At 38.9% G+C, this 25135-nt stretch carries 19 protein-coding genes and 1 tRNA gene; 7 read left to right on the top strand and 13 right to left on the bottom strand.

Annotated features, from left to right (window positions below):
- Positions 1-36: 36 nt before the first annotated feature.
- Entirely contained in the window at positions 37-828 is a 792-nt protein-coding gene (locus EU510_RS11345; RefSeq protein ID WP_149593582.1) for an AraC family transcriptional regulator, read from the bottom strand.
- Positions 829-934: 106 nt separating this feature from the next.
- Here EU510_RS11345 and EU510_RS11340 point away from each other — a divergent pair, with 106 nt between their 5' ends.
- The gene (locus EU510_RS11340) at positions 935-2131 is read left to right on the top strand and encodes an MFS transporter (RefSeq protein WP_149593581.1); all 1197 of its coding nucleotides are present in this window, start codon (positions 935-937) and stop codon (positions 2129-2131) included.
- On the opposite strand, the gene EU510_RS11335 is transcribed toward EU510_RS11340, so the two are convergent.
- The 7 genes from EU510_RS11335 to EU510_RS11305 form a co-directional block, all read right to left on the bottom strand.
- Positions 2120-2341 (bottom strand): hypothetical protein, encoded by a 222-nt coding sequence (locus EU510_RS11335; RefSeq protein ID WP_024605837.1) that lies wholly within the window; start codon positions 2339-2341, stop codon positions 2120-2122. The two genes, EU510_RS11340 and EU510_RS11335, sit on opposite strands and share 12 nt — an antisense overlap.
- 97 nt (positions 2342-2438) lie before the next feature.
- Positions 2439-2852: a GFA family protein gene (locus EU510_RS11330; RefSeq protein WP_149593580.1), complete on the bottom strand. Its 414-nt coding sequence runs from the start codon at positions 2850-2852 to the stop codon at positions 2439-2441.
- A gap of 234 nt (positions 2853-3086) precedes the next feature.
- Positions 3087-4379 (bottom strand): amidohydrolase, encoded by a 1293-nt coding sequence (locus EU510_RS11325; RefSeq protein ID WP_149593579.1) that lies wholly within the window; start codon positions 4377-4379, stop codon positions 3087-3089.
- A 380-nt stretch (positions 4380-4759) separates the two neighbouring features.
- Positions 4760-5749 (bottom strand): fatty acid desaturase, encoded by a 990-nt coding sequence (locus EU510_RS11320; RefSeq protein WP_149593578.1) that lies wholly within the window; start codon positions 5747-5749, stop codon positions 4760-4762.
- A gap of 196 nt (positions 5750-5945) precedes the next feature.
- Positions 5946-8378: an ABC transporter permease gene (locus EU510_RS11315; RefSeq protein WP_149593577.1), complete on the bottom strand. Its 2433-nt coding sequence runs from the start codon at positions 8376-8378 to the stop codon at positions 5946-5948.
- A 94-nt stretch (positions 8379-8472) separates the two neighbouring features.
- Positions 8473-9207, bottom strand: coding sequence for an ABC transporter ATP-binding protein (locus EU510_RS11310; protein ID WP_149593576.1), 735 nt, complete (start codon positions 9205-9207; stop codon positions 8473-8475).
- An 11-nt stretch (positions 9208-9218) separates the two neighbouring features.
- Positions 9219-10469 (bottom strand): efflux RND transporter periplasmic adaptor subunit, encoded by a 1251-nt coding sequence (locus tag EU510_RS11305; RefSeq protein WP_149593575.1) that lies wholly within the window; start codon positions 10467-10469, stop codon positions 9219-9221.
- Between the two features lie 356 nt (positions 10470-10825).
- On the opposite strand from EU510_RS11305, the gene EU510_RS11300 reads away from it, so the two are divergent.
- The 3 genes from EU510_RS11300 (at position 10826) to EU510_RS11290 (ending at position 13874) form a co-directional block, all read left to right on the top strand.
- On the top strand, positions 10826-12175 hold the full coding sequence (locus EU510_RS11300) for a sigma-54-dependent transcriptional regulator (protein ID WP_149593574.1): 1350 nt from the start codon (positions 10826-10828) through the stop codon (positions 12173-12175).
- Positions 12172-13455 carry a sensor histidine kinase gene (locus EU510_RS11295; RefSeq protein ID WP_149593573.1) on the top strand — a complete coding sequence of 428 codons (1284 nt, stop codon included), beginning with the start codon at positions 12172-12174 and terminating at the stop codon, positions 13453-13455. Before EU510_RS11300 ends, EU510_RS11295 begins: the two co-directional genes overlap by 4 nt.
- 334 nt (positions 13456-13789) lie before the next feature.
- Positions 13790-13874 (top strand) — tRNA-Leu (locus EU510_RS11290).
- 218 nt (positions 13875-14092) lie between these two features.
- On the opposite strand, the gene EU510_RS11285 is transcribed toward EU510_RS11290, so the two are convergent.
- The 4 genes from EU510_RS11285 to EU510_RS11270 all read right to left on the bottom strand — a co-directional run bounded on the left by EU510_RS11285 (position 14093) and on the right by EU510_RS11270 (position 18388).
- A complete protein-coding gene (locus EU510_RS11285; RefSeq protein WP_149593572.1) occupies positions 14093-14566 on the bottom strand; it encodes a VOC family protein in 474 nt (157 codons plus the stop codon).
- A 100-nt stretch (positions 14567-14666) separates the two neighbouring features.
- On the bottom strand, positions 14667-15137 hold the full coding sequence (locus tag EU510_RS11280; RefSeq protein ID WP_149593571.1) for a GFA family protein: 471 nt from the start codon (positions 15135-15137) through the stop codon (positions 14667-14669).
- Positions 15138-15239: 102 nt separating this feature from the next.
- Positions 15240-17312 (bottom strand): catalase, encoded by a 2073-nt coding sequence (locus EU510_RS11275; protein ID WP_149593570.1) that lies wholly within the window; start codon positions 17310-17312, stop codon positions 15240-15242.
- Between the two features lie 242 nt (positions 17313-17554).
- Positions 17555-18388, bottom strand: a complete 834-nt coding sequence (locus EU510_RS11270) for a mechanosensitive ion channel family protein (protein ID WP_149593569.1) — start codon at positions 18386-18388, stop codon at positions 17555-17557.
- 586 nt (positions 18389-18974) lie between these two features.
- On the opposite strand from EU510_RS11270, the gene EU510_RS11265 reads away from it, so the two are divergent.
- Positions 18975-19754 (top strand): DUF2189 domain-containing protein, encoded by a 780-nt coding sequence (locus tag EU510_RS11265; protein ID WP_149593568.1) that lies wholly within the window; start codon positions 18975-18977, stop codon positions 19752-19754.
- Between the two features lie 79 nt (positions 19755-19833).
- Here EU510_RS11265 and EU510_RS11260 read toward each other — a convergent pair whose 3' ends face one another.
- On the bottom strand, positions 19834-20613 hold the full coding sequence (locus EU510_RS11260) for a nucleoside-binding protein (protein WP_149593567.1): 780 nt from the start codon (positions 20611-20613) through the stop codon (positions 19834-19836).
- A gap of 361 nt (positions 20614-20974) precedes the next feature.
- On the opposite strand from EU510_RS11260, the gene dps reads away from it, so the two are divergent.
- Together dps and EU510_RS11250 are read left to right on the top strand one after the other, a co-directional pair.
- Complete coding sequence (dps, locus tag EU510_RS11255) at positions 20975-21490, top strand: DNA starvation/stationary phase protection protein Dps (protein WP_149593566.1); 516 nt, start codon at positions 20975-20977, stop codon at positions 21488-21490.
- Positions 21491-22100: 610 nt separating this feature from the next.
- Complete coding sequence (locus EU510_RS11250) at positions 22101-25040, top strand: TonB-dependent receptor (RefSeq protein ID WP_149593565.1); 2940 nt, start codon at positions 22101-22103, stop codon at positions 25038-25040.
- The last annotated feature ends 95 nt before the right edge of the window (positions 25041-25135 follow it).

Here is a 25135-nt window from a genome sequence, read left to right as displayed (position 1 = left end):
TGCTTATTTAAAGGCTAAGCTCACTTAAGGGCTAAGCTAATTTAACTGATTTAAGTCGCTCATGTATTTCATGGGCGACTTTTTCATTACCTTTTTAAACATAGTAATAAATGCACTCACCGACTCATACCCTAATAACTCCGACACCTGCTGCACACTTTGCTTATCAGAAAGCGCTTTTAAGGCTGTAATTATATGCAATTGCGTACGCCATTTTCCAAATGTCATACCGGTTTCTTTTTTAATTAACCGCGCTAATGTGCGCTCAGTCAATGCAAACTGCTTAGCCCATTGTGGTAGTGTTTTTCGATTGTTTGGGTTGTTTATAAGCTGATCGCTCATGGTTTGAATTACCTCGTTTTTAGATAATACAAAATCAAGTGGTTGTACGGGCATTTCAATAAGTTGATCAAATAACACCTGCGCTAAACTTGCTGTTTTACTATTTAAAGTATAGTGCTGATTATGCCCAGCCAACTCACACATTAGCTCTTTAACCAGCGGCGTAATAGCTAACGTACAGGTATTTAACGGCATACCGTTTTTACTACTATCAATAAATAAATGACAAAGCTGCGCGTTATCAGATGCCCTATTACTATGCACCTTTTGTGCTGGGATCCAAATTGCACTGTGCGTAGGCACCATCCACATTTTGGCCGACACTTCACACGTTACATAACCATGTAGCGCTAAAATTAATTGCCCTTTTGGATGGGTATGTAGTGGTATTTCGTGACTTGCATGGGCATGCTCAATTTTGGCTATTATGGGCTGCGCCATAATTTCAAAATTTTTAATGTCGTCCCAGCCAATTGCATCAAACATAGTTTTGTCTGTTTTTAGTTATTTAATGTCATTATCTCTAAATTATAGTTTTTGCTAAGCCTTTATACTAGCGCCCATTAAGTATTAGCTTTAATGGTCTTCCCTTTTGTTAAATAACAAACCTAAATCACGCTTTGCTGGCATATTACTTGTGCTTGGCATATTACTTATTGCCGCAAATTTACGCGCCACATTTACAGGTATTGCACCTGTGCTTGAACAAATTATTAATCACTTTGGGCTTAGCGCATCGCAAGCTGGTTTTTTAACAACATTGCCACTCATTGCCTTTGCGGTTGTATCGCCAATGGCCGCAACTCTTGCTAAAAAGCAAGGGTTAGAGCGCACCTTGTTTGTGGCTTTGCTATTTATACTTGCAGGGGTTGCAGCGCGGGTAATAAATACCTCAGCTATGCTTTTTGTAGGCACCGCTATTATTGGTGTGGGCATTGCCATCGCAAACGTATTATTACCAAGTTTAATTAAGCGCGACTTTCCTGCAAAGGTTGCGTTAATGATCTCAGCCTACGTGCTTACTATGGGCGTGGTATCGGGTGGGTTTTCCACTTTGGTATTTCCGCTTAGTCAGTTAAACGGATTAGGATGGCAACTTGCGCTGGGCTCATCAGCTCTTATTACTTTGGCGAGTATTATTGTATGGATGTCGCAATTAAGTAAGCACACAAAACCCGCGAGTATTGCTCAACACACTGACACGTCAAAAAGTGTATGGCGTTATTTACTAGCATGGCAAATTACCCTACTGCTGGGCTTAAACTCGTTTTTAAATTATATAATTATTACGTGGTTACCAAGCATATTAATCGAAACCGGTCACTCAGCTACCCAAGCAGGTGCTTATCATGGTGCTTTTCAAATAGCGACTGCATTACCGGGTTTAATATTAATTCCGTTACTTGCCAAATTAAAAGATCAAAGCGCGCTTAGCTTTACTTTAGCCATGTTGAGTGCACTCAGTGCATTGGGGCTGCTTTACATGCCTAGCTTTGCTTTTGTTTGGACCCTAATGCTGGGCTTTTGCTCTGGGGCATGTTTTATATTGGGGCTGTCGTTTATTAGTTTACGAACTGACGATTCGCAACAAGCAGCGTCGCTTTCAGGTATGTCGCAAAGCGTAGGCTATTTACTCGCCGCTATTGGGCCTATGCTAGCTGGTGCATTACACACTACAACAGGTAGTTGGAGTGCGCCATTATGGCTGTGCGCTATTGCCGGAGTACTGTGTGCTTTATGTGGTTTAGGCAGTGGTAAAAACACCACTTTAGCTAAATCAGCTAACTAGCTGCTGTAACCACGAAAATAAACCAGATGAAGGTTTACTACTCGCGTGCTTTTGCTCATAGCGTTTATTCGTTGCTTCACGCTGTTCACGGCGCTCTTGCGCTAAATTAGCTTTTGCAGCAAAACGTAAGCGCTGCTCTTGAGTAAGCTCATCATTAAAACTAATGGCTGTTTTTTTAACTGCTCGGCTGCTTTTAGGTGAACTACACATATTATTCTCCAAATGACTGACTTATAAGTAGACAGTCATTTGGTTAAATAAATTTCAAATCACTTACTAAAAAAGTAATACTGATAACCCCAACTAACTAGTTTTGTGGGGTTGTATCAAACGCAGGTACTTCGTGTAAGCCGCTCAACCAACTCAATGTTGATTTAGTCCAAATTTGTGCTGTTGGTGTAAACTGATCACGCTGATCAACCGCACCAATACGCAAGCCATATACACGGTCAGCTTTAGCTTCGTTAGTTGCATAAAGTGTTGTTCCACATGTGCCACAGAAACCTTGCGCACGCTTGTTACCGCTTTGCGCTGTTTTAACAAACTCTTTTGGCTCACCTTGAGTAAACACGACCGAATTTGGCTCTGCAATTATAACGGCTCTAAATGGGCCGCTCGACATACGTTGGCAATCACTACAATGGCAAACAAGTGCGTTGTTATTTTGAGACTTTGCTTGGTATTTAATTTCACCACAGTAACAGCTTCCAGTAATTTCCATTATTTAAATCCTTAATGCTTATGAAGATTGAATCGAGATATAAGACCGGCAATATCGATTCATTATTTTTAAAATATAAAAAACTGCTCGCCGGTTCATTTGTATGTTCGGTTAGATTTTTAATTCTTTAGAGTGATTTTTTCAAAGTTGAGCAAGTGCTACAAACATGATCCGATGTTTTAAATAAAACAGCAATACCACGTTAAGCTAATAGCGTAACGTGGTGCGCCTAAATTATTTTTTATGTGCGTTTAAATAATCAACAGCTAATAGGCTAAGCGCCTTAGTGCCTACTTTAAACGATGATTCGTCGGCATAAAAATAAGGGGAGTGATTGCTAGCCACTGTATTTAAATCTTGCTCACTAGGTGTACCGCCTAAAAATACAAATACACTTGGCACTTCTAATGCGTAAAACGAAAAGTCTTCTGCGCCAGTTATTTTTCCCATTTCAACTACGTTTTCATTACCTGCTGCTTTCTTAAGACTAGGTAACATTTGCGCAGTTAACTTTGGGTTATTAATCGTTACCGGATAACCTTCGTGAATGTGTACCTCTGCAGTAGCACCTGACGATTTAGCAATGTGCGTGGCTGTGGTTTTTATTTTTTCAAATATTTGTGCTCGGTTATCCATATCAAAATTACGAATTGTGCCTACCATTTCAACTTCTTCAGGAATAATATTATTACGTACCCCACCCGCTATCTTACCAAACGAGACAATAGCAGGCTCTTTGGTAATGTTGATTTGGCGACTAACAATATGATTAACGCCTGTTACTATTTGCGCAGCTGCGGCAATTGGGTCAACCCCTGTCCACGGTGCAGAGCCATGTGCCTGCTTGCCATGCACAGTTATTTCAAATCGGTCTGCACTGGCCATTGCAGGGCCACTTCTATAGCCAATTTTACCGCTGTGCAAACTAGATGTTATGTGCAACCCAAAAGCAGCTTCTGGTTTGTATTGTTTAAATATGCCTTCTTTAAGCATTAGCTCAGCGCCACCTTCTTCCCCCTCTGGTGCGCCTTCTTCTGCAGGCTGAAATACAAACATAATATTACCGTGTAGCTCATCTTTCATATTTGCAAGCACTTGTGCAGCGCCCATTAGCATGGCCACGTGCGTGTCGTGCCCACAAGCATGCATTATACCTACATCAACACCACGATAATTAGTCGTTTTAGTTGATTTAAAATCAACATCGGCTTTTTCGGTAACTGGCAGTGCATCCATATCTGCGCGTAACATTACCGTAGGGCCAGGCTTTGCACCTTTTAATAGCCCCACAACACCTGTATGAGCAATCCCTGTTTGTACTTCCATACCCAGCGACTTTAAGTGCTTAGTGACAATACCTGCTGTGCGGGTTTCGCGATTTCCAAGCTCAGGATTTTGATGAAAATCACGTCGCCAATCAATAACCTGTTGCTCTACCTTTTTCACTTGCTGATCAATGTTTGCATTGGCATTAAATGCACTTAGGGCAGCAAAGCCCAGCGCTACTGAAATTAGTGATTTTTTCATCCTGTTTGTCCTTATTATATTTATTGGTTTTATAATATTGATGAGCACGAGACCTTATGTATTATTGAGAACATAATTAGTTCGCCCTATAACCACTATTACTGAAGGCTCTACAATAATCAATCCCATTTAAGCTAGATGCCCAACTATGGGGGGCTTTATCTATTTTTAGTGTAAAGATTTAGCGCTAATTAGGCCTACCATTTTTGCTTTTGTTGATTTAAAAATGGCATTGAATAGTCAACCAACGCACGTAAAGTGAGTTTTAATAAGCGCGGTGGTGGATAGAAGAAGCTAGAGAGTAATAGGCTTGGTACATAATTGCTATTCAGATTATAAAATAAGAATAGCAATGTAAGACCTCCTAATGTTGGAGGTAATTATTTATAAGCATTCGCATTTTTAATGCTGTCAAAATCGTTAAAGCGCACGTTGTGTTGTGCCATTACTTTAAGTATTTTCTCACTTAACATTTGACGTAAATAAAATGGCTGATTTGGCACAAAATGATGAATGGTATGCGTTTTACCAAAGTTAAAACAAAACAAGTGAAACGGCATAAATAAACGACTCGTTAGCACGTGTGTTTGCTCAAGCATGTTATTAACGCCGCCATAGTAATGCATGCTTGAGGTAACAAAGTTAAGCGAGCTTGAGCGAATAATATTAGGCACAATAAGTACAACCATTAAAAATTCAAACACGTTCATTGTGCTTAACAACCAGCTAGGCGAATTTAGCGAAAGTGGTATAAATAAATCCACGATATGAAACACAATAACGCTGTATAAAATAGCAAAATACGCAGTTGTTACCGGAAACCCCGCATTAAAAACACTCGAAAAACTAAAGCCATTAATTTCTTTTCTAAAACGTTTAGTAGAAATAACTAACCCTAATAACCCATCTACAATAACTAGCGCACGCATAAATGGGTTTTTAATACCGTTGCCCACCAAGCGTTCTTCTAAGTCTTGTTGTGTGCCTGAGGTTTTGTGATGGTGTAAATGCATTTTACGTCGGTACCACGGGCTAATAGTATTTGGCCGCATTAACCATACTGTTAGCATCATAAAATTATGCATAAACGGCTGGTTACTAAAGTATTGTTTATGTATAAGATCGTGTTCTAACTCATGGGAAATAGACGCAGCAATAGCCGCAAGCACTATGCACACCCAAGCAGGTATTATGGCTAAATAATATAAAACCCCAACGCCAATAAGAGCACTCAGCGACAGCAATAAAATGATTAACCCTAAGATATTTTGATGTGCAAGTAATGGATGCTTTTGGCGAAGTGATGCCTCTTCTGCTTTTATGGCTTTCACAATCGCTTGAATATTTTGCTTGGCAGTTAATTGGGTCATATATAATGTCTTAAAAACCTTGTTGCGCAAATAATACCTGAATTAAGCGCAACATCGGAATAAAGCGGGAATAATTATTATAATACGATTAACTATTACCAATAGTTCAATTATTTATTAGCATCCCAGTTCGTTGGGTTTTACTTTGTAAGTGCTAGGGCTTGCTACCATTTAAAAGCCATGCTGTACAAAAGTTTTAGCTTTCGCTTTGTATGCCTGTAATTGCTGGGCGCTTTAATTGTGCATTTAGAGGTAAGTAACATGCTATTGCACCAAGAGTTACTACAAATATTAAGGTAGTAAGGAATAATACTAGCTGAGTTAGCGTAGGTACTGTATTAGCTATATTTTGTAATTGCTGTTGCAGTAAAAGTAAAATACCAACACTTAATAAAACCCCTATCAAAATAGCAGCACCACTTTGCTTAAATACTAATAAAAATAAATCTAGCGGTTTAGCGCCTATACACAAATGAATGCCAATTTCTGCACGTCGTAACTGCACTGAGTAACGCATAATACTCACCAAGCCAATGCTGGTTAATACTATTGTCGCAACAATTAGCATTATCGTTGTAGCTGATACAACGTATTGTCGAAACAGTGCAGTATCACGCTGAGAATTTAGCGACTCAAGTTTATGCACCGAAATACCTGCATCTATTTTTTGCAGTAATGTATTGAGCGTTTGCTTTTTTAATTGTTGATTATTTTTGAGCTCTATAATAAATGAGCGATACCCTTGACGAGTCAAAAAGGCTTTTGGCTCTTTTAGTGCTTTACCTGGAATTGGCATCGCCTTAACAATACCTATAATTGTTAAGTCGCTTTCACGACCAGATGTAATATCAAAACTTAAGCGCATCCCTAACGCATTACCATCACTTGATAGCTGCTTGGCAAGTACATCATTGATAACGATTACATTAGCGTCACTTTTAACATCTTCAGCTGAAAAACTACGCCCTTGTAGTATGGGTTGTTTAAGCACTGAAAAATAATGCTCGTCAACGGCTTTGCCAAACGGGAGCACCAGTTTATTGTTCGCGACTTCAATGAGTGACCAGGTAATTAAATTATCATTGATAGGTGAAGATGAGCGGCTAATTTGAGCTACTTCTGGCAATAAAGCTATTTCATTAGCTGCTTGATTTAGTACTTGGTTTGCCTTTTCTCTGTCTGCTGATAAATAATTAGCTAAATTAATTTCAACACTAGTGAGTTGCTTAATAGGCAGTGTGAAAGCTTCTTTTATATTGGCGTTATTAACGTTGAAGATTAAAAGATTAATAAATAATAAGGTACATGTGATGGCGACCTGAAATACCACCAAACTTTGCCAAATACGCTTACTTACCTGTACAGTTTTGCCTTTTCCTGCTGACTTTAAGCCACCGATTAGTTCACGATAATTAATAATACGCGTACACAAATAGGCAAATAGAGTGCTCAGTATTAAACAGCTCAGTACCGCAATAAGTACTGAGGCCATATTAACCGACAACTCACTTGCTCGAGGTAATATAGCCTGAGCTAAATGACTCAACTCAGCCAAAATAACAGCGGATAAAGTAAGGCCTATAAAGCTTGAACTTCCTATTAATAATACAATTTCAAGCCAAAATTGTTTAAACAAAATAAACCGTGTTGCGCCTACAGCAGCACTTAGTGCTAAGGTATGCTTACGCGCAGCTGTACGAACAATAAATACATTGCTAATGTTTACACACGCAATAATAACCAAACCTAGCACAGCTAAAATAAGCCAATAAATATTTTTCGGCGTTTCTTTTAATATCACATTTTGCAGTGGATTAAGCTCAAGCTGAATATGCCAACCGGAAAAAAATGCCTCTGTTGTAATATGTTGTTGCCACACACTATCAACATACTGAGATAGCTTTTTACTGGCTTGCAATAGATTTGTATTGCTTGGTAATTTAGCAACTAAATGACTGTCTGAATAACGATTCCACCAAAAAGGTTTTGCCTCTTCAGATGTTAAATTGTAATCCCAAGGCAGCCATATAGCCGTTTCTTGGCCTGTTTTAATAAGGGCTGGAGCTTTAAAATTGGCAGCAGCTACACCAATAATTTTAAATTGCTGCCCTCCTACACCCAGCCTTTGCCCAATAATATCTTCTTTAGCAGCAAAATCATTTATCCATGTTTGATAGCTGATCACTGCTACTGGGTTAAAGCTGTCTAGTTTCTCTTTTTGACTAAAGCCTCGACCTAAATGCAACTTAATAGCAAATAAATCAAACCACTGCGGTGTTACAAATGACGTATTTACGATGGGTAAGCCAGCTACATCATCAAGGCGTTGTTGTGCGTAATACACCAAAGCGACTTGTTCAAATACGTTATGATTTTTATATAAATCAATTAGCGCAGGGTAATTAAATGCACGCGTATTAAGCGTCCCTGTTGAATCTATTTGAGCGTACTCAGCTTTAACTAAACGCGTTTGTTCAGGATAAGGGAGTGGCTTTATCAGCATAATATACGCAAGCGTTAGTACTGTAATTAACGCCGCCAATACAATACTTAAGGTTGCGACAACACTTACGCTATAAATTTTATGTCTTGTAATATTGAGTAATGCATTTTTAAAATTATAAGTCATTACCTCACTCCTTTGAGTAATTGATTAATCGCGGTTTATGTTTTAAACCTTTCACATATTCCATTTTATTCTCGCTGATAAAGAGCAATTTTATTTAAGCGTTTAGTGGCTCTTTTACTGCTATTTCACCAAGTAATTCACCATCAAGGAGTTTTAGCTGACGACTTGCCATATCGGCATAGCGAGGATCGTGAGTTACCATACAAATAGTTGTTCCCCCATTATTTAAGTCAGTCAATATTTGCATTACTTGGTCGCCCGATTTTGAGTCTAGATTACCTGTTGGCTCATCCACCAGCAAAATTGTGGGCTCTGCCACCAAGGCACGCGCTATGGCAACACGTTGCTGCTGACCACCTGAAAGCTGGCTAGGTTTATGGCTCATTCGATGCCCAAGCCCCACTTTTTCAAGACACGCTTTTACTTTTTCAGCAATCTCATGCTTGCTTGGTTTAGAGTGATGGTAGCGAAGTGGCAATGCCACATTATCAAATACACTTAGTTCATCAATTAAGTTAAATGACTGAAAAATAAATCCTATTTTAGCGTTTCTAATGTCAGCAGCTTGATTCAGTGTAAGCTTAGAAACATTCACACCATCAATAAAATATTCACCACTCGTTGGCATATCAAGTAGACCTAGGATTGATAATAATGTTGATTTTCCGCACCCAGATGGCCCAGATATAGACAAATATTCACCGCTGTAAACTTTCAATTCAATACTGCGCAGCGCATAAGTTTGCAGCTCATCAGTTTCAAATACTTTACTAAGTCCTTTCATTTCTAGCACGGCACTTTTAAGGGCTTTATTTATTTGCTCTGCCATTGTATTCATCCTTAATTTATGTGAATTGTTTGGTTAGTTTGAGTAAGGTTGGCTAAATCTGAAATTATTAACTGCTGATCAGCAGCTACACCACCTAACACTTCAATATAACGTCCAGCTAAACGACCAAATTTCACTTTAACTAAACTTGCATCACCTGATATTGGATTAAGCTGATATAGCGCAACTTCGGTATATGGTTTAACGTTTGCCGGGCGCTCTATGAAGGTAACATTAGCGAGCTTTGCAACAATAATATTTGCATCAACACTTAGTTGCGGTCTCACGTTTTCGGGTAATATTTTAGGCAAAGCAAGCTCTACTTCTACCGTATTATTAACAATTACAGGACTTATACGCGTAACGCGCGCATCAACTATACCTCGGCGTGTATCTACTCGTGCGACTTGGCCTAAGCTAATATCATCAACCTGATTTTGTGGAACTTGAATCAAAGCAATTAAGCTATCAACCGAGCCAATTAATGCAATTTCTTGCCCTGCGTTCACGCTTTGTCCAAGCTCCACAGGTAAGCGCTGTAACACACCATTTATCCCTGCTTTTATCGACAAATTAGTAAGCTTTGTTTGTGACATAACAACAATACCTTGCTGCTGCTTTATTTGCTCCAACTGAATACTTTGCGCCTCTTTATGCACTTCTTTTAATTGCTCTGCACGTTGCTTAGCAATAGCCAATTGCTGGCTAAGTTGTTGCTCGTCAAGCACACTACGCTGGTAATTTAAGGTTGATACAATCCCTTGCTCAACAAGGGCTTTTTCTGCCTTTAATTTTAGTTTGGCATTTTCATACGCAGCATAACTTTGTGCCACATGGGAGCGCTCATTTAACAGCTCTCGCGTATTATTAAGCTTTGTTTGGCGCAAGTTCGCATTCAATTTATTAAGCTCTTGCTCAGCACTTTGTAACTGTTGATCGAGTTCAGGGTTTGCAAGTTGCACAATTACAGAGTCGCTACTGACAATAGCGCCAGGCTTTAATAAAATAGCTTTAACTGTGGCTGCTGTTTTAGCGGTAAGTAACTGCTGCTGTGCCGATTTTAATTCTCCATAACCCGTCACTGTAATGTCTAATGCACTTTGTTTTACCGTTTCAACAATAATATTACTACGCGAAACAGATACTCCAGATTCGTTACTTTGTTGATAAATAACCCCAATTATTACAATAACAGCTGCGGCTAAAATTAATTTTTGCCAAACAGCTAACGCTTTTGTGTTTGTTGTTTTTGCTATATCCATATTTCACTGCTTAATGCTTTGTATATTTAAGGTATAGCGAAACACGTGCCAACATTAAAAACTAAATAAATATATGAGATTAACTACAATATTACTTACTTTACTTAGCAAATAGCAGCAATAACGGACTCCTCAGTGCCAATTTGAAGCTCACAGCCCTAATTTGCAAAGTTATATTTTTATTAACCTCCTTAGCAGTGCCGAAACCGAACCATCACAGTCCGATTTCGGACTAATGCATGGGTATTTAGCCCTGTTTAGTTATTAACAGTTTGAAATTCAATAGATAAAAATCACTGGCATAGAAATCGCTTTACGCTACAATAATTTAGCTTATCCCTTTTACTTGGAAGTTTATGCCTGCCACTATTTTGATCATCGAAGATAGCCCCGAAATTCGTCTAAGCGCGCGATTTATTTTAGAAGATAGTGGTTATCTGGTGCTTGAATGCAGCGATCCTTTTGAGGCACAAGTATTGCTTGAAACAGACCAAGCTGTGAATCTAATTTTGCTCGATATGAATTTCTCGCGCGATACAACGTCTGGTAATGAAGGAATGGCTTTTTTACAGTATGTACAAAAAAAACAATTAGCGATTCCTGTTATAGCAATGACAGCTTGGTCAAGCGTTGACTTAGCTGTACGTGCAATGCAACAAGGGGCATGCGACTTTATTGAAAAACCTTGGCAAAATCAGCGACTATTAAAGTTACTTCAGCAACAGCTAACGCTTAATGATCTCACTAAGAAAAATAAAAAGTTACAGCAGCAATTAAGCGATCATCCCTCACAGCCTTTTATTTATAACTCAATAGCAATGCAACAACTGATTGGGCAACTAGTAAAAGTAGCCAAAACTGATGCTAATATTTTACTAACCGGAGAAAATGGTACAGGTAAAAGTCAGTTAGCCCAATGGATACATCTACAATCAGCTCGTAAAACTCAGCCTTTTATTGCAGTAAATATGGGCGCAATTGTAGAGTCGTTATTTGAAAGTGAAATGTTTGGGCATAAAAAAGGGGCGTTTACAGATGCTAAAAGTGAACGTATTGGCCGCTTTGAACTAGCTGAGAATGGCAGTTTATTTCTAGATGAAATTGCTAATATTCCGCTCCCCCAACAAGCTAAATTACTGCGAGTGCTTGAAAGTCAAGAATACGAAATGGTAGGTGCAAGTTACACTAAAAAAGCTAATGTTAGGCTGATAAGTGCTACCAATGGGGATTTTAGTAAACTCATCGCTAGTAGCGTATTTAGGGAGGATTTATATTACCGATTAAATACGCTTGAATTTGTTATTCCACCATTACGAGAACGTGTAGAGGATATAATCCCGCTCTGTGAGCATTTTATAAGCCATCACGCCAAAAAGTATAACCATAATTTAATAAAGCTTACTGATTGTGCCAAGCTTGCATTATTACACTACTCTTGGCCAGGCAACGTACGCGAGTTAAGCCACGTTATTGAACGCGCAGTTTTATTAGCAACAACAGATACTTTAAGTGCGAGTCACCTTAACCTAAATAATAACCAAGCTAATAATACGCTACCATTAATGACCCTAGAAAGTGCTGAACGACAGCTCATTGATTTAGCACTAAAACAAACTCAAGGCCACATTCCTAACGCTGCGAAGTTATTAGGTCTGGGTAAATCATCTATGTACCGTCGTCTTGAAAAGTACGGCATTACGGTATGAAAGCACGCTGGCTTTTTAGCTCTTCATTAGAGCGTAGTTTAATAAGCTTTGCTGCACTAAGCGGTTGTTTATCTGCAATTGGTTGCTATTTTATTAGCCAATACTTTACCTTGTCGACAGCAAGTTCAGTCACAATTGCAGTGCTATTTTTAGTTATTTATTTTAAGTTGTTTATGAGTACTTATAACAAAGTTATAAGTAGCTTTAATCGTAACCATGCCCACCTAGATGCTATTTTGAATGAGGACTACAACCAACTCGTTAAACCGAGCTACCAAGGCGGAAGCATCAACCGATTGCAGCAAAGCTTAATTACTTTAAGTGAAGAATTATTTAAAAAGAAATCACGTTATGATCAGCATGTATTTTTGGTATATCAGCTAATTGAGCACTTTAATGTACCAATAATGGTGCTCGATCAAAACAATAAGCTGAGCTATGCCAACAACGCATATAGCGAATTTAAAAATACACCATGGCAAACTCTGCGCTACTCAAGCGCAGAGGCATTAGGGCTTATAAAGCATGATGCTCATTGGCAACTCAGCGATGCGATTACTGCGCAGCAATGGCAGATACGCCACAGTGAATTTATAGAGCAAGGCAGTTGCCATCAACTTATTGTAATGATTAATATCACCTCTGCTCTTCGCGAAAACCAACTACAAGCATGGCAGCAAATAATTCGCGTACTCGGCCACGAAATTCGTAATTCGCTTACTCCGGTAATTGGTATGGCCGAAAACCTCGCGGTAAAACTTACCGAGCCACGTCAGGCACAAGCGTTAAACGTAATAAGTGAGCGTTGTAATCACCTAAATGAGTTTGTAACCCGCTACGGTGATATAAATAAAGCCCTTTCACTCAACATTGTTACGATAGACAGTCAGGCTTTTTTTAATCAAGTTTGCGCTATTTACCCTGATGTAGAGTTTACTCGTAGCATTAACTGCCCAACTTTTAATGCCGATCGTACATTTTTACATCAAGTAATTATTAACCTGATAAAAAATGCCATAGAAGCCAGTTCCTGCCCGGTTAAAATAGCATTGAAAATTGACACTCAAAACACGGTGAACTGCATTACCATCTCTGACAACGGACATGGCCTTGCAAACCCGGATAATATATTTGTACCTTTTTATACCACTAAACAACAAGGCCAAGGCATTGGTCTCAGCTTTTGTCGTAACGTAATTGAGCAACACCACGGCAGCTTGAGTTTAGTAAACAAAAGTAATGGCTTAGGTGCTGTAGCAACTATTTTGCTACCGGTATAATTAATTTTAATAAGAGTTTGCGGGTATTTGTGGGTATAAGTTTTGGTATATAAAACTTAAAACCTAATAACACAAGTATTAGAGCAGGTTAAAGTTTGAAGTACATAATCGATATGTTTTTATATTATACAAACTAGTTTAGTGTCTGATGCCTTAACCAAAACCAAAAGCGATTAATTATCAACCAGTTGTTATTGAAAACAAAAGAAAAGGCTTGCCGCCCCCTCTTTTGTTTGTATAATGCGAATACAGAATAAGAGGTATATAAGTATCCTTTTTATTTTAAGTGGTTTTTCTTTATCTTTTTATACTTAAAAGATTAAAGAAAAATTATGCCAGCGTGATGAAATTGGTAGACATGGGGGATTCAAAATCCCCTTCCGAAAGGAGTGCCGGTTCGAGTCCGGCCGCTGGTACCACTTTTTGAACCTCAGCTAATTATTGGCTGAGGTTTTTTTATGCCTAAAATTTAACTAGTAATTAATACTAATTCGCTTAATTAAGTGAGCTATTTTGAGGTAAGAAAACCGTGTCGATAACAAGGTAAAACCTAGTTAAGCTGAAGCAAAAGCTACAAGCCTTCCATTGAAGCCATCGACGTAATTAGAAAGGTACATAAATCTAATTAGCATGCGAGTTATGCGTCTTGCTCTTGATTTGTTATATTCCCAATTCGATTGTTTAACTCTTCGTCACTAACATCTTCTTTGTGTGTACCAATGATCCATATATGACCAAATGGGTCTTGTAGCGTGCCGGTTCTATCACCATAAAACTGATCATGTACGGGTCTTATTTCTGTTGCACCAAGCTCAATTGCTTTTTTAAATACGGTATCAACATCTTCAACATAAAGCATAAGGCTTAGCGCTGTACCACCGAGCTCTTTTGGGCTTTTTAAATGCTCTTCAGAACTAATATCTGAAAGCATAATATGTGAATCACCAATTTTTATTTCTGCATGGGCTATTCCACCATCAGGTAAAGGCATCTGCATTACGTGTTCAGCATTAAATGCATCACAATAAAAATCTATCGCTTTTTGTGTGTCATTCATAATTAAATAAGGTGTAACTGAATGAAACCCTTTTGGTATTGCTGAGACTGCCATAATATTCTCCTTTACTTACGCGGTGATTTTTAATATTTAATTAACTAAATATGCGTTTAATTGCCCCTAAATTTAAGCTTAGCTCATACAAAAAATTGCGTTACTTTTCGAGGTTTAAACGTTTATGCCAAGCAGCAATACTTTCATCAGGGTATTCTTTAAACTGCTTGTCACCTTCACTAATGGGTGCATTTACCCAATTTGCTTTACTACCAAGCATTAGATGAGTGCGCTCTGGTGGTATGGGTAACTCACTATCTATTGCACCTGCAAAGGGGTGAACTTGCTCAGGCCAACGTGCATCGTATAACCACAGGTTAGCACTACAATGCTTACAAAAATGACGCTCTGCCGGGCTGATTTTATCGCCTATTTTTGCATGATAAATAGTTATGTGTTCACGCCCTGTAACCTCAAGTGTGCTGTTTTGCGCGTTCAAGTTAATAGTAAACCCGCCGCTCCCTGCTGTTTTACGGCATATAGAGCAGTAGCATAGATTATAAGGATAAGGGTGTTTTGAGCTGACCGTAAATACCACTTTGCCACAGTGACAGGCGCCATTAAGCTTCATAATATATCTAATTTTATTGTTGGCTTGGACTAATACCTTAACGAGGTAAGCTTAAAAAAACCACAACAATTACATGCTGTGGTTTTTTAATTATTGAGCTTACTAACGTTTCCAAAATCTTAAATTACGCAATGTATTTATAAATTTATCGGCTGAATGTGCCTCTAAATCTATCCAACCATCATCTGCTTTTCCATCAAGGCCTGCCGCTTTAAATAAAGGCTTAGCCTCATTTGTAAAGCCTATAAATTTCATATGTGCGTACGCATCACTTACAAAGTCTTTAGCTTCTGCAATAGCAGCTAGTTTTTCAACTCCCTCTTCAGTGGTGAGTACAAGTACCGCATCGTATAAAACCGATGGACCACCATTAATAACCTGATCAGCTTTAAAGTGCTTACCTTTACTGCATTTAGCACCGCCAACTTGTGGGGCAATAATTTCAAAGTTTGCACCTTCACTTTTAAGTGCATTGGTAACCGATTCAAAAATTTCTGCATTAAAGCCATCACTTACTAAAATACCTAATTTACGGCCTTTGAAGGTGTTGGGCGCATTTTTCAAAATACTTAACGCATCAGATACAGGTAAGTCTTTACGTGTTGGCATTGCTGCTTCAGCTGGGTCTGGCATTTCTTGCAAGCCAAGTCCTTGTGCAACTTTATTTGCGAGGGTTTCGTCAATATTTAACAAGTGCGACACCAAACGTTCTCGTATTGGTAAATGCTCAACTTTAGAGAGCTCAAACACGTACGCAGATTGAATATGCGCCTGCTCTACCTCTGTTTGACTTAAATAAAATTGACGAGCTTGACTGTAATGATCGCTGAATGTTTCTGAGCGATAACGCAGTTTATCACCGCCACTTACTTCAGGTTCCTTTGAGCTTTTAAAGCCATGTACTGGGCATTCGCGCGGGTTGTTTTCGCCTGCGCTCCATGAGTTTGGCTCATAATTAACACGCCCTTTTGGATTGTGCATTGCCATGTGGCCATCTTGCTGAAAATGACGCATTGGGCATTTAGGCGCATTAACCGGAATATGCGTAAAGTTAGGACCACCTAAACGCTTGGTTTGAGTATCTAAGTATGAAAAGTTACGACCTTGCAGTAGCGGGTCGGGTGTAAAATCAAGCCCTGGTACAATGTTTTGAGTACAAAATGCTACTTGCTCTGTTTCTGCAAAAAAGTTGTCTACAACACGGTCAAGCACCATACGGCCAACAATTTGCACTGGTACTTGCTCTTCAGGTATAAGCTTGGTGGCATCAAAAATATCAAATTCAAATTCATCAGCAAATTGTTGTTCAAACACCTGCACACCTAGCTCCCACTCTGGGAAGTCGCCGTTGCCAATAGATTCCCACATGTCTCTGCGATGAAAATCAGGGTCTGCGCCGTTTAGCTTAAGTGCTTCATTCCATACTACAGATTGCATGCCGCCTTTTGGCTTCCAATGAAATTTAACAAATTTCTCATCACCTTTGGCATTAATAAATTTAAAAGTATGAACACCAAAACCTTCCATAAATCGCAGCGAACGTGGAATAGCTCTATCAGACATTGCCCACATAACCATGTGCATTGACTCAGGCGATAAGCTCACAAAATCCCAAAAGTTATCGTGTGCGGTTTGCGCTTGTGGAAAACCACGATCAGGCTCGGCTTTAGCTGAATGAACTAAATCTGGAAACTTCATCGCATCTTGAATAAAAAATACCGGTATATTGTTACCCACTAAATCCCAGTTTCCTTCTTGGGTATAAAATTTTACCGCAAAACCACGTACATCACGTGCTAAATCTGGAGACCCTTTATTACCTGCAACTGTAGAGAAACGAGTAAATACTGGGGTTTTTTCACCTTTTCGCTGAAAAATATCTGCACAGGTTAAATCTTCAAGCGTGTCGTAAGTTTCAAAATATCCGTGTGCACCATAGCCTCTAGCATGCACTACACGCTCAGGAATACGCTCGTGATCAAAGTGAAAGATTTTCTCGCGCATTATGTGATCTTCTAATAATCCTGGGCCACGCTTTCCTGCACGTAATGAGTTTTGATCATCACTTACAGGGCAGCCCTGCGCGGTGGTCATGGTAGGGTGTTCATCCGACGCTTTTTGATGCAATTCACCGCCATGCCCTTTATTACCTGAGTATTTAAATGATTCAGCCATGTTTAGTCCTTCATACAGTTTGATTTAATGGGTCAATAGTTTTTATGAGCTTTAAAGCTAAAAGCGACTATGCAAATGCAAAATAAAGACCAGCCATCTAACCTAGTAAAAAAGGGCTGTACAGATAAAAATGTAGTATTTGAAGTGATTTATAAAAGAAAAGGTTACACAGGTATGTAACTTTTTCACACAAAAAAAGAGCACTTAAAAGTGCCCTTAGGTTTAAACCGTTATAAATTTAGTTAATCTTTGCTTTCGTTAACTAAAATAACTTTACGATGTGGGAAAGGTATTTCGATGTTGTTTTCATCAAGTGCTTTTTTAATTAACTCTGGCACCGTGTAAAGAATATCGAAGTAATGCTCGCCCTTACAAAAAGGTCTTACTAAAAAGTCTACTGAGCTGTTGTTAAGTGTTTCTACTTCAACAAAAGGCGCTGGATCTTTTAGTATGTGTGGGTGCGCTGCAAGTACGCCATCTATAACTTTACGTACAGCCGTTGTATCTTCACCGTAAGCAACACCAAAATGCATATCCACACCACGAATTGGATGATGTGAATGGTTTATAATTTGCGCGCCCCAAATTTGACTATTTGGAATAATAACCTGTTGGTTATCGAACGTTTGTAAAATAGTAGTAAACATATCTACTTCTGTTACTTTACCAAAACGCCCTGCAGCCTCAATAAAGTCATTTACTTTATAAGGTCTAAATATTAGTAACATAACGCCCGCGGCAAGGTTCGACATTGCACCTTGTAACGCTAAGCCTATAGCAAGTCCCGCAGCACCGAGCAAAGCAATAATAGAGGCTGTTTGTACACCAAAGCGATTTAACACAGCAATAATAACGAACGCTAATATGATGTAGCGAGCCATGCTGCCTAAAAAGCGAAAAAGCGTATCATCAAGATGAGTGTATTTATGACACAAGCCAATAATTAAATTGCGTACTTTGCCCGCTAACCATAAGCCCGCAAGCAAAATTGCAATCGCTAGTAATATGTTGGTTGCCCAATTTATTGCTTCCGGTAAGTACTGATTTATATCAATATTATTTATTAATTCGTCCATTATCTATGCTCCGTATTAAAGTGCTTTATTTAATTGTAATTATCAAAGGTAGAATGTTAACAAAAAATTAACCGAAATACGAATTTAGAAGTAGTTTTACGGATAGTTTTTAGCAACTGTCCCGGTAGTTAATAAAACAAGCCTATTAATTGTTACGCTGACTAGGCGTATTGACCTTTCGTGATTAATTTTGCATCAGGCTGTTTAGTATTTAGGCAAGGCAGAGCCTATGTAGTGTGGTTACTCCCCATAAATTGGCGATAACGAAGCATAAATGCCAAACATGCGCTGCCCTTGGGGTTTTATAGGGACAATTAACTCTTTGTTGCCTACAGTATGTAGGTAAGAGGCGTGAGCAGGACGCGGAAGCTTTGCTCGATTTTTACTTATTCTTACAGGGATTAAGCCATTAGAATAACGCAGGAGCAGTTATCGAGCCCGCTAGGTTACAAACCTCGCGCCGCGATTAAATCGCCCCTAGATTGAACAAATTTCAATCCACAAAGATCAACAAGCCCTAGAGCAATTTGTAATTAATGCTCAACTGATCTAAACCTAAAGAGTCACCTTTAGAGGATCACTTCATATGCCTACAACTAACAAAATAGAAAGACATACCGAGTTTGCACGTTGTATAGAGTGCAACAAAGTAGATACTTTTGCCGCCTTTCATTGGCTAGCGCTTGCATTTAAAGACATGGCCCAGGCTCCAATATTGAGTCTAATTTATGGGTTAATATTTACTTTAATTCCTGTCGCTATTGTTTATAGCGCTATATTTACGGGTACTTATTTAGTTATTTTACCGGCAACGGTTGCCTTTGCTTTAATAGGCCCCGCTTTTGCTGCAGGACTTTACGATGTAGCGTGGGAGCTTGAAAAAGGCCACAAGCCAACTTTTGCCCATTCTATTAAGTCAATGTTTAGAAACCCTGTAGGTGAATGGGGTTTTGCTATATTACTTATGGTAATAATGATTGCTTGGATGCGCTTAGCTGCACTAGTACATGCTTTATACCCAAGCCACGCCAACCCGACCTTTGAAGAGCTATCGGCATTTTTAACACTAGGCAGTATTATAGGTGGAGTGCTACTAATAACGGTATTTTCGCTTTCTGCTTTTGCACCACAAATTATGATGGAGCGACGCGTAGATATAATGACCGCAGTTATTAGCTCTATGAATGCAGTAAAGACTAACTTTACTGCCATGGTGGTGTGGTCAATATGCATATTTTTATTAGTAGCAATTGGTTTTGCTACCGGGGCAACGGGATTTATTATCATTATGCCGCTACTTAGCTACGCTAGCTGGCATGCCTATATAGCCGTCATTAAAACTAAAAAAACTCGTGGGTACGAGTAACGCTTTACCAACCACACAAAATAAAAATAGCGCCTTTAGCGCTATTTTTTATATTAGTTTAAAATGCTGAAATATACTGCTAAAACACCCAAATAGCGTGTAAAAAAGGCTGATTTTCTATTTTATCAGTGCCTAACTTGTTGTACCAATAACGCCATTCAACACCAACCATTAATTGCTTAGCATCTAAATTAAAATTTTGACCAACATCCCAATGCACTGCGGGCTGAGCAAGTAGCCACTCGTTTACCTTGTTACTTTGCTCGTCATCACGGCCTGAAATATATTCAACGTGGCCGGTAAAATAAAATGCTTGGCTACCTAACGAAAAAGGGGCGCCCCATGCAAGGTCTATAAAAAGGCTGTTATCTTGTTTAGCTAGCTGATCTTTTTGTACACCGCCGTTAGCATCAATGTACCCTGCAAAAGTAGTGGTTAAAAAATCAAACCCAGGGGCATCCCAACTTAGTTTTATGCCTGGCGTGTATTTCATTAAGCCTTCTTCGCCTGCATTAATACCAAACACTAAACCTGTATCTTTTATTGGGCCATAACTTAATGAAGTATCAAGTGCTTTAGATAAACTAAGTGTTGTGTACCACTCGCCATAAATACCCGTATCTTGAAAACCATCGGTAAGGCTGTCGTTTAAAAAATCTATAAAAAAGTAGTTGTCGCCTAAATCATGCTTAGATGCATGCTCTAAAGTATAAGTACGTGTAAAAGACGATTCCCCTGTGAAAGGATTTAAAGCATCGCCAAAATTTGTATGCAGTTGCGTAACGCTCCAATTTTGTGCCACTACAGAGTGAGACAAAAGCAGCATGTACGCTGTAAACAGTGTGTTTATATATTTCATAAATTGCTAACATAACTCCAGTTAAAATGCGGCAGGAGTATACCAGTGAGCATTTACTAACTAAAGACTGGGCGTTATTAAAAAGAGTGATTTTTAATAAATTAATTAAACAAAATCAACCGAAATTTACCATCCATCAATAGCATGAGCCTCTGTGCAAATTTTACAATTAAATGCATATTTTTCATAAAAAAACCAAGGTAGTACTTAAATTAATAGGGCTTGAGTTTAGCCATCCCCTTTAAATAAAGGCTTACAGGTAAAATTACAGTATTCGGCACAAGCATTGCTTTATATAACTCAAGTTATGTTTGTAGAGCTATTTCAACTACAGGCACAAAATCACATAACAGGAGACATTATGAGTAATACAAATAAAGTAGCCGAATTTACTGCACCAGGTATGGACAATGAAACCGCGCAAAGCACTATTAAAACTCTCGATAATCGCATGGTTGCGTTAATCGATTTGCAACTTACTTTAAAGCATATTCACTGGAATGTAGTTGGCCCTAACTTTATTGGCGTGCACGAAATGATAGACCCTCAGGTTGATATTGTTCGCGAAATGACAGACACCATTGCTGAGCGAATTGCCACTCTTGGTGCAGTACCTGTTGGTACGCCAAAATCAATTGTAGATCGCCGTACTTGGGACGAATACTCTGTAGGCAAAGGTTTAGTAACCGAACATTTGGCTGCGCTTGATAAAGTATATAACGGCGTTAATGCCGATCACCGCAAGGCAATTGAGACTCTTTCTGAGCTAGATCCGGTCTCTGAAGATATGATCACCAGCCAGCTAGCCGATTTAGAGCAATTTCAGTGGTTCATACGAGCACATTTAGAATCGTCTACAGGCGAGCTAAAAAGCTAATATATTTAATCTAAGAAAGCCCAGCATTAATATGCTGGGCTTTTTTTTGCGTAAAAATCTATTTATCGCTACCTAGTGTATCGCCCCCACCCCAGCTAGTACAAAGTTCATATAAAAACAATTGATAATTGGTATTACCAAAGCAAATAACCAAAATAAAATCGAATGACTTTACACTTCTCACTATTTCGAAAAGTTACAAGCCATGTCCAACCTTTAATGTACACCTCATTATTTTTAACATCACTTAAAAAGCAAACTAAACATGTATAAAATTACATCAAAAAAGCTCAAAATCCGCATTAAATAGTACAAATAATATAAAAACACACCTTTGGTAAAGATACTTCAATAAAATTCATTCAAAATATAAAAAATAAAAACACACTATAAGCTATTAAATTTATTAAATATAAGCAAAAAAAAAGAGACTTTTGTAATACACATTGTGAAATTTTGGTAAACAAAGGTTGTAAATAAAGTTGAATTGGATTAATTTCAACCATACCACCTGTATGACACACTACAGGAAAGCAACAGTTAAATTGGTTAACCAAACCAAGTAACAACACACACAATGACGCAAGTCGTACCCAAACGGGAGAGATACATGAAACTCAATCAAATTACTTCAACATTAATTAATAAACATAAAAGAAGTAGCTCTACAGCAATTAGTGCCGCAGCCCTTTTACTAATGGCTTCTTCAAATATTGCAGCGCAAGAGGCTCCCGCAGCTTCAGAAACGGCAGCTGCAGATATTGAAGTAATTGAAGTAAAAGGCATGCTAGGCAGTATGAAAGCCGCCGCTATGCTTAAGCGTACTGACGGACGCATTGTAGATGCAATTGTTGCTGAAGACATTGGTAAGTTACCTGATAATAATATTGCAGAAGCGTTGCAACGTATTACTGGCGTATCTATTAATACCGATTTTGGTGTGGGTGACAGTGTTTCTATTCGTGGCTTACCTCAAAACCGTGTTGAATTAAATGGTCGCTCTACAATTGGTGACTCTCGTGACGGCATTAGCTTGCAAGATTACCCATCAAGCTTCTTAAAAACAGTAGAAGTAGTTAAGTCTCCTACTGCAGATATGATTGAGGGTGCATTAGGCGGAACAGTTAGCTTAAAAACAGTTCGCCCATTAGAGCTAGATAAACTAACAGGCGCAGTTTCATTAGATGGTGAATACGCAGATAAAACAGAAAAAGTAGCACCTATTTTTAGTGGTTCACTTGGTAACAATTGGGACTTTGACGAAATGGGTACCTTTGGTGCCATTGCTATGTTTTCGTATCAAGATCGTGAAATTCGTCAAGATGAAACGTCTAGTCGTGTTAAACCTCAAGATATCGAAATTAATGGCCAAGAAGGTAATACACCAAGTGGCAACGCTATCGTACGAGACGAGCACAGTGTTGAGCAATACGTAGAACAGCGTAAACGTACTGCTGTAAATTTATCTCTTCAATGGGCACCGCAATCTGGTAATGGCATGGTGTATCTTGATTTAAGCGGCACCAAGCGCTCTGGTGAGCAAAGTGGTAACTCTATTTTGGGCGTCGCGGGTTCGTTATCTACAGATGCAAACACAACTCAAGATGCTAACGGCGTAAATAATTACACGTTAACAAACGAATTTGGTATTCCTAAAACATACAGTGACTTTCGTGAAACTGACTCGTTTTCAAATGCACTTGGTGCAGAGTGGAACCTTACTGACAGCATCAAAATCTCTGGTGAAATTGCGGTAGCATCATCAGAAAGCGTAAGACCTGATTCTGAATTTACACTTCGCCCAATCGAAAAATCAACATTTGAAGCAAGTGGCGGAACTCAGCTAACAAATCATTTATACGATGGTGCATTTTCTCAAGACGGTAATAAATTACCAAGCATCATTCATTCAGATCCAAATGCATTTACTGACCCACAAAACTTAGCACTACGTACATTTAAAAGTGAAGATAGAAGAACAGACAATGACGAAACAGCTATTCGTTTTGATGTTGAAATGTTTGAGCCACTCAGCAGCTTAAGCTGGATATCTAAAGTAAAAGCAGGTGTACGTGTTACTAACCGCGATTACGAATATGAGCAATACAAAGTAGAAATTAAAGACATTTATAAAAATGCATTTAACGACTCAGATGGTTCATTAGCTACTTTATGGGTTGATGATTACAACGCTGCTTTTTCAAATAGCTTTACCACAGTTAGCCACGACAACTCATTTGACCAATTAGGTCATTCGGGACAAAACGACCTACTAACCTTTTTAAGCTACAACGGTTTATCTAACCCAGCAAATACTTACGCTCAACTTCAGCAGTTACTTGCAGGTACTAACCTAGCGTCAACAGGTAGTCTTTCAGATAACAAAGAGTTCCAAGAAAGCGCATACCGTAACGTAGTTGAAGATACAGCTGCCGTGTATATATCAGCCTACTTAGACTTTGATAACATCACTGCAATTGTGGGTGGTCGTTATGTAACTACAGATTTAGAATCAAGCGTATTTCTTAATGGCGAAAAAGTAACTGGCGACAATGACTACAGCGACTTTTTACCAAGCTTAAACGTAACGTATAACTACTCAGACGAAACATTATTCCGCTTTGCTGCTGCAAAAGTTATGCGCCGCGCTGACTTTAGCGAGCTAAGTCCTGCGTTTGACGTTAATAACGACATTACAGGCGCAACACAAGGCTCTATTGATTTAGAACCATATCGTGCAACGCAATACGACTTATCTGTTGAGCATTACTTTGACCAAGGTAACGTAATTTCTTTCGCAGTATTTTATAAAGATGTTGAATCTTTCTTAAGTAACGAAAGTAGCTGTGTAGCTGCATCAAGCACTTCAACAGGTCAAAACGTAACTCAATGGAACCAAGTATGTCAGCTTGACGTTGCAGGTGTTTCACAAGACAACCTCGTTTACTCGGATGCAACTGACTTCCCAGTAGATGCTGATGGCTTCAACCATGTTGCAGGCTTGCGTGATGCTGGGCTGACGGGTATCGATACAGTTAAAAATGTAAACGGTGAAAACGGTTCAGTACAAGGCTTTGAAGTTGGTTATCAACAGTTCTTTACAGACCTACCTGGTGCATTTTCTGGCTTAGGCATTAACGCAAACTACACATACGCAGACAGCGAGCAACCAAACGGTAACCCGTTATTAGATATTTCTAAAAATACGTATAACTTACAAGTATTTTGGGAATACGAAGGTTTCTCTACTCGTCTAGCTTATAACTACCGTGACAGTTTCTTAGATACTGAAAACGAGAAACGTGTAGAAAATATTAACTCAGACGGCAGTATTTCAGCAGAAGGTACTGTTTACGGTAATAACTACCGTGACGACCGTGGTCAGTTAGACTTCTCAGCAAGCTGGGATATTAACGAAAACGTGACCTTAGTAGGTAATGCGACTAACTTAACGGGCGAGCCTTCTATTTACCTATCTGAACTAGGTGGCGCTTGGAAGTACACTGAAGCGGATCGCCGCTACAGCTTTGGTATTCGCGCTAAATTTTAATTTTCCCTAAAAACTAAAGCCTGCTTTGATGCAGGCTTTTTTACGTCTATAAAAAAGTGGCTTTATATTACGTAAAAAACACCCCCACCTAGCTA

Source organism: Pseudoalteromonas sp. FUC4, assembly GCF_008370255.1.
Taxonomy (GTDB): Bacteria; Pseudomonadota; Gammaproteobacteria; order Enterobacterales; family Alteromonadaceae; genus Pseudoalteromonas.
Note: the sequence above shows the minus strand (reverse complement) of the source record. Positions and strands in the feature narration are given on the sequence as shown.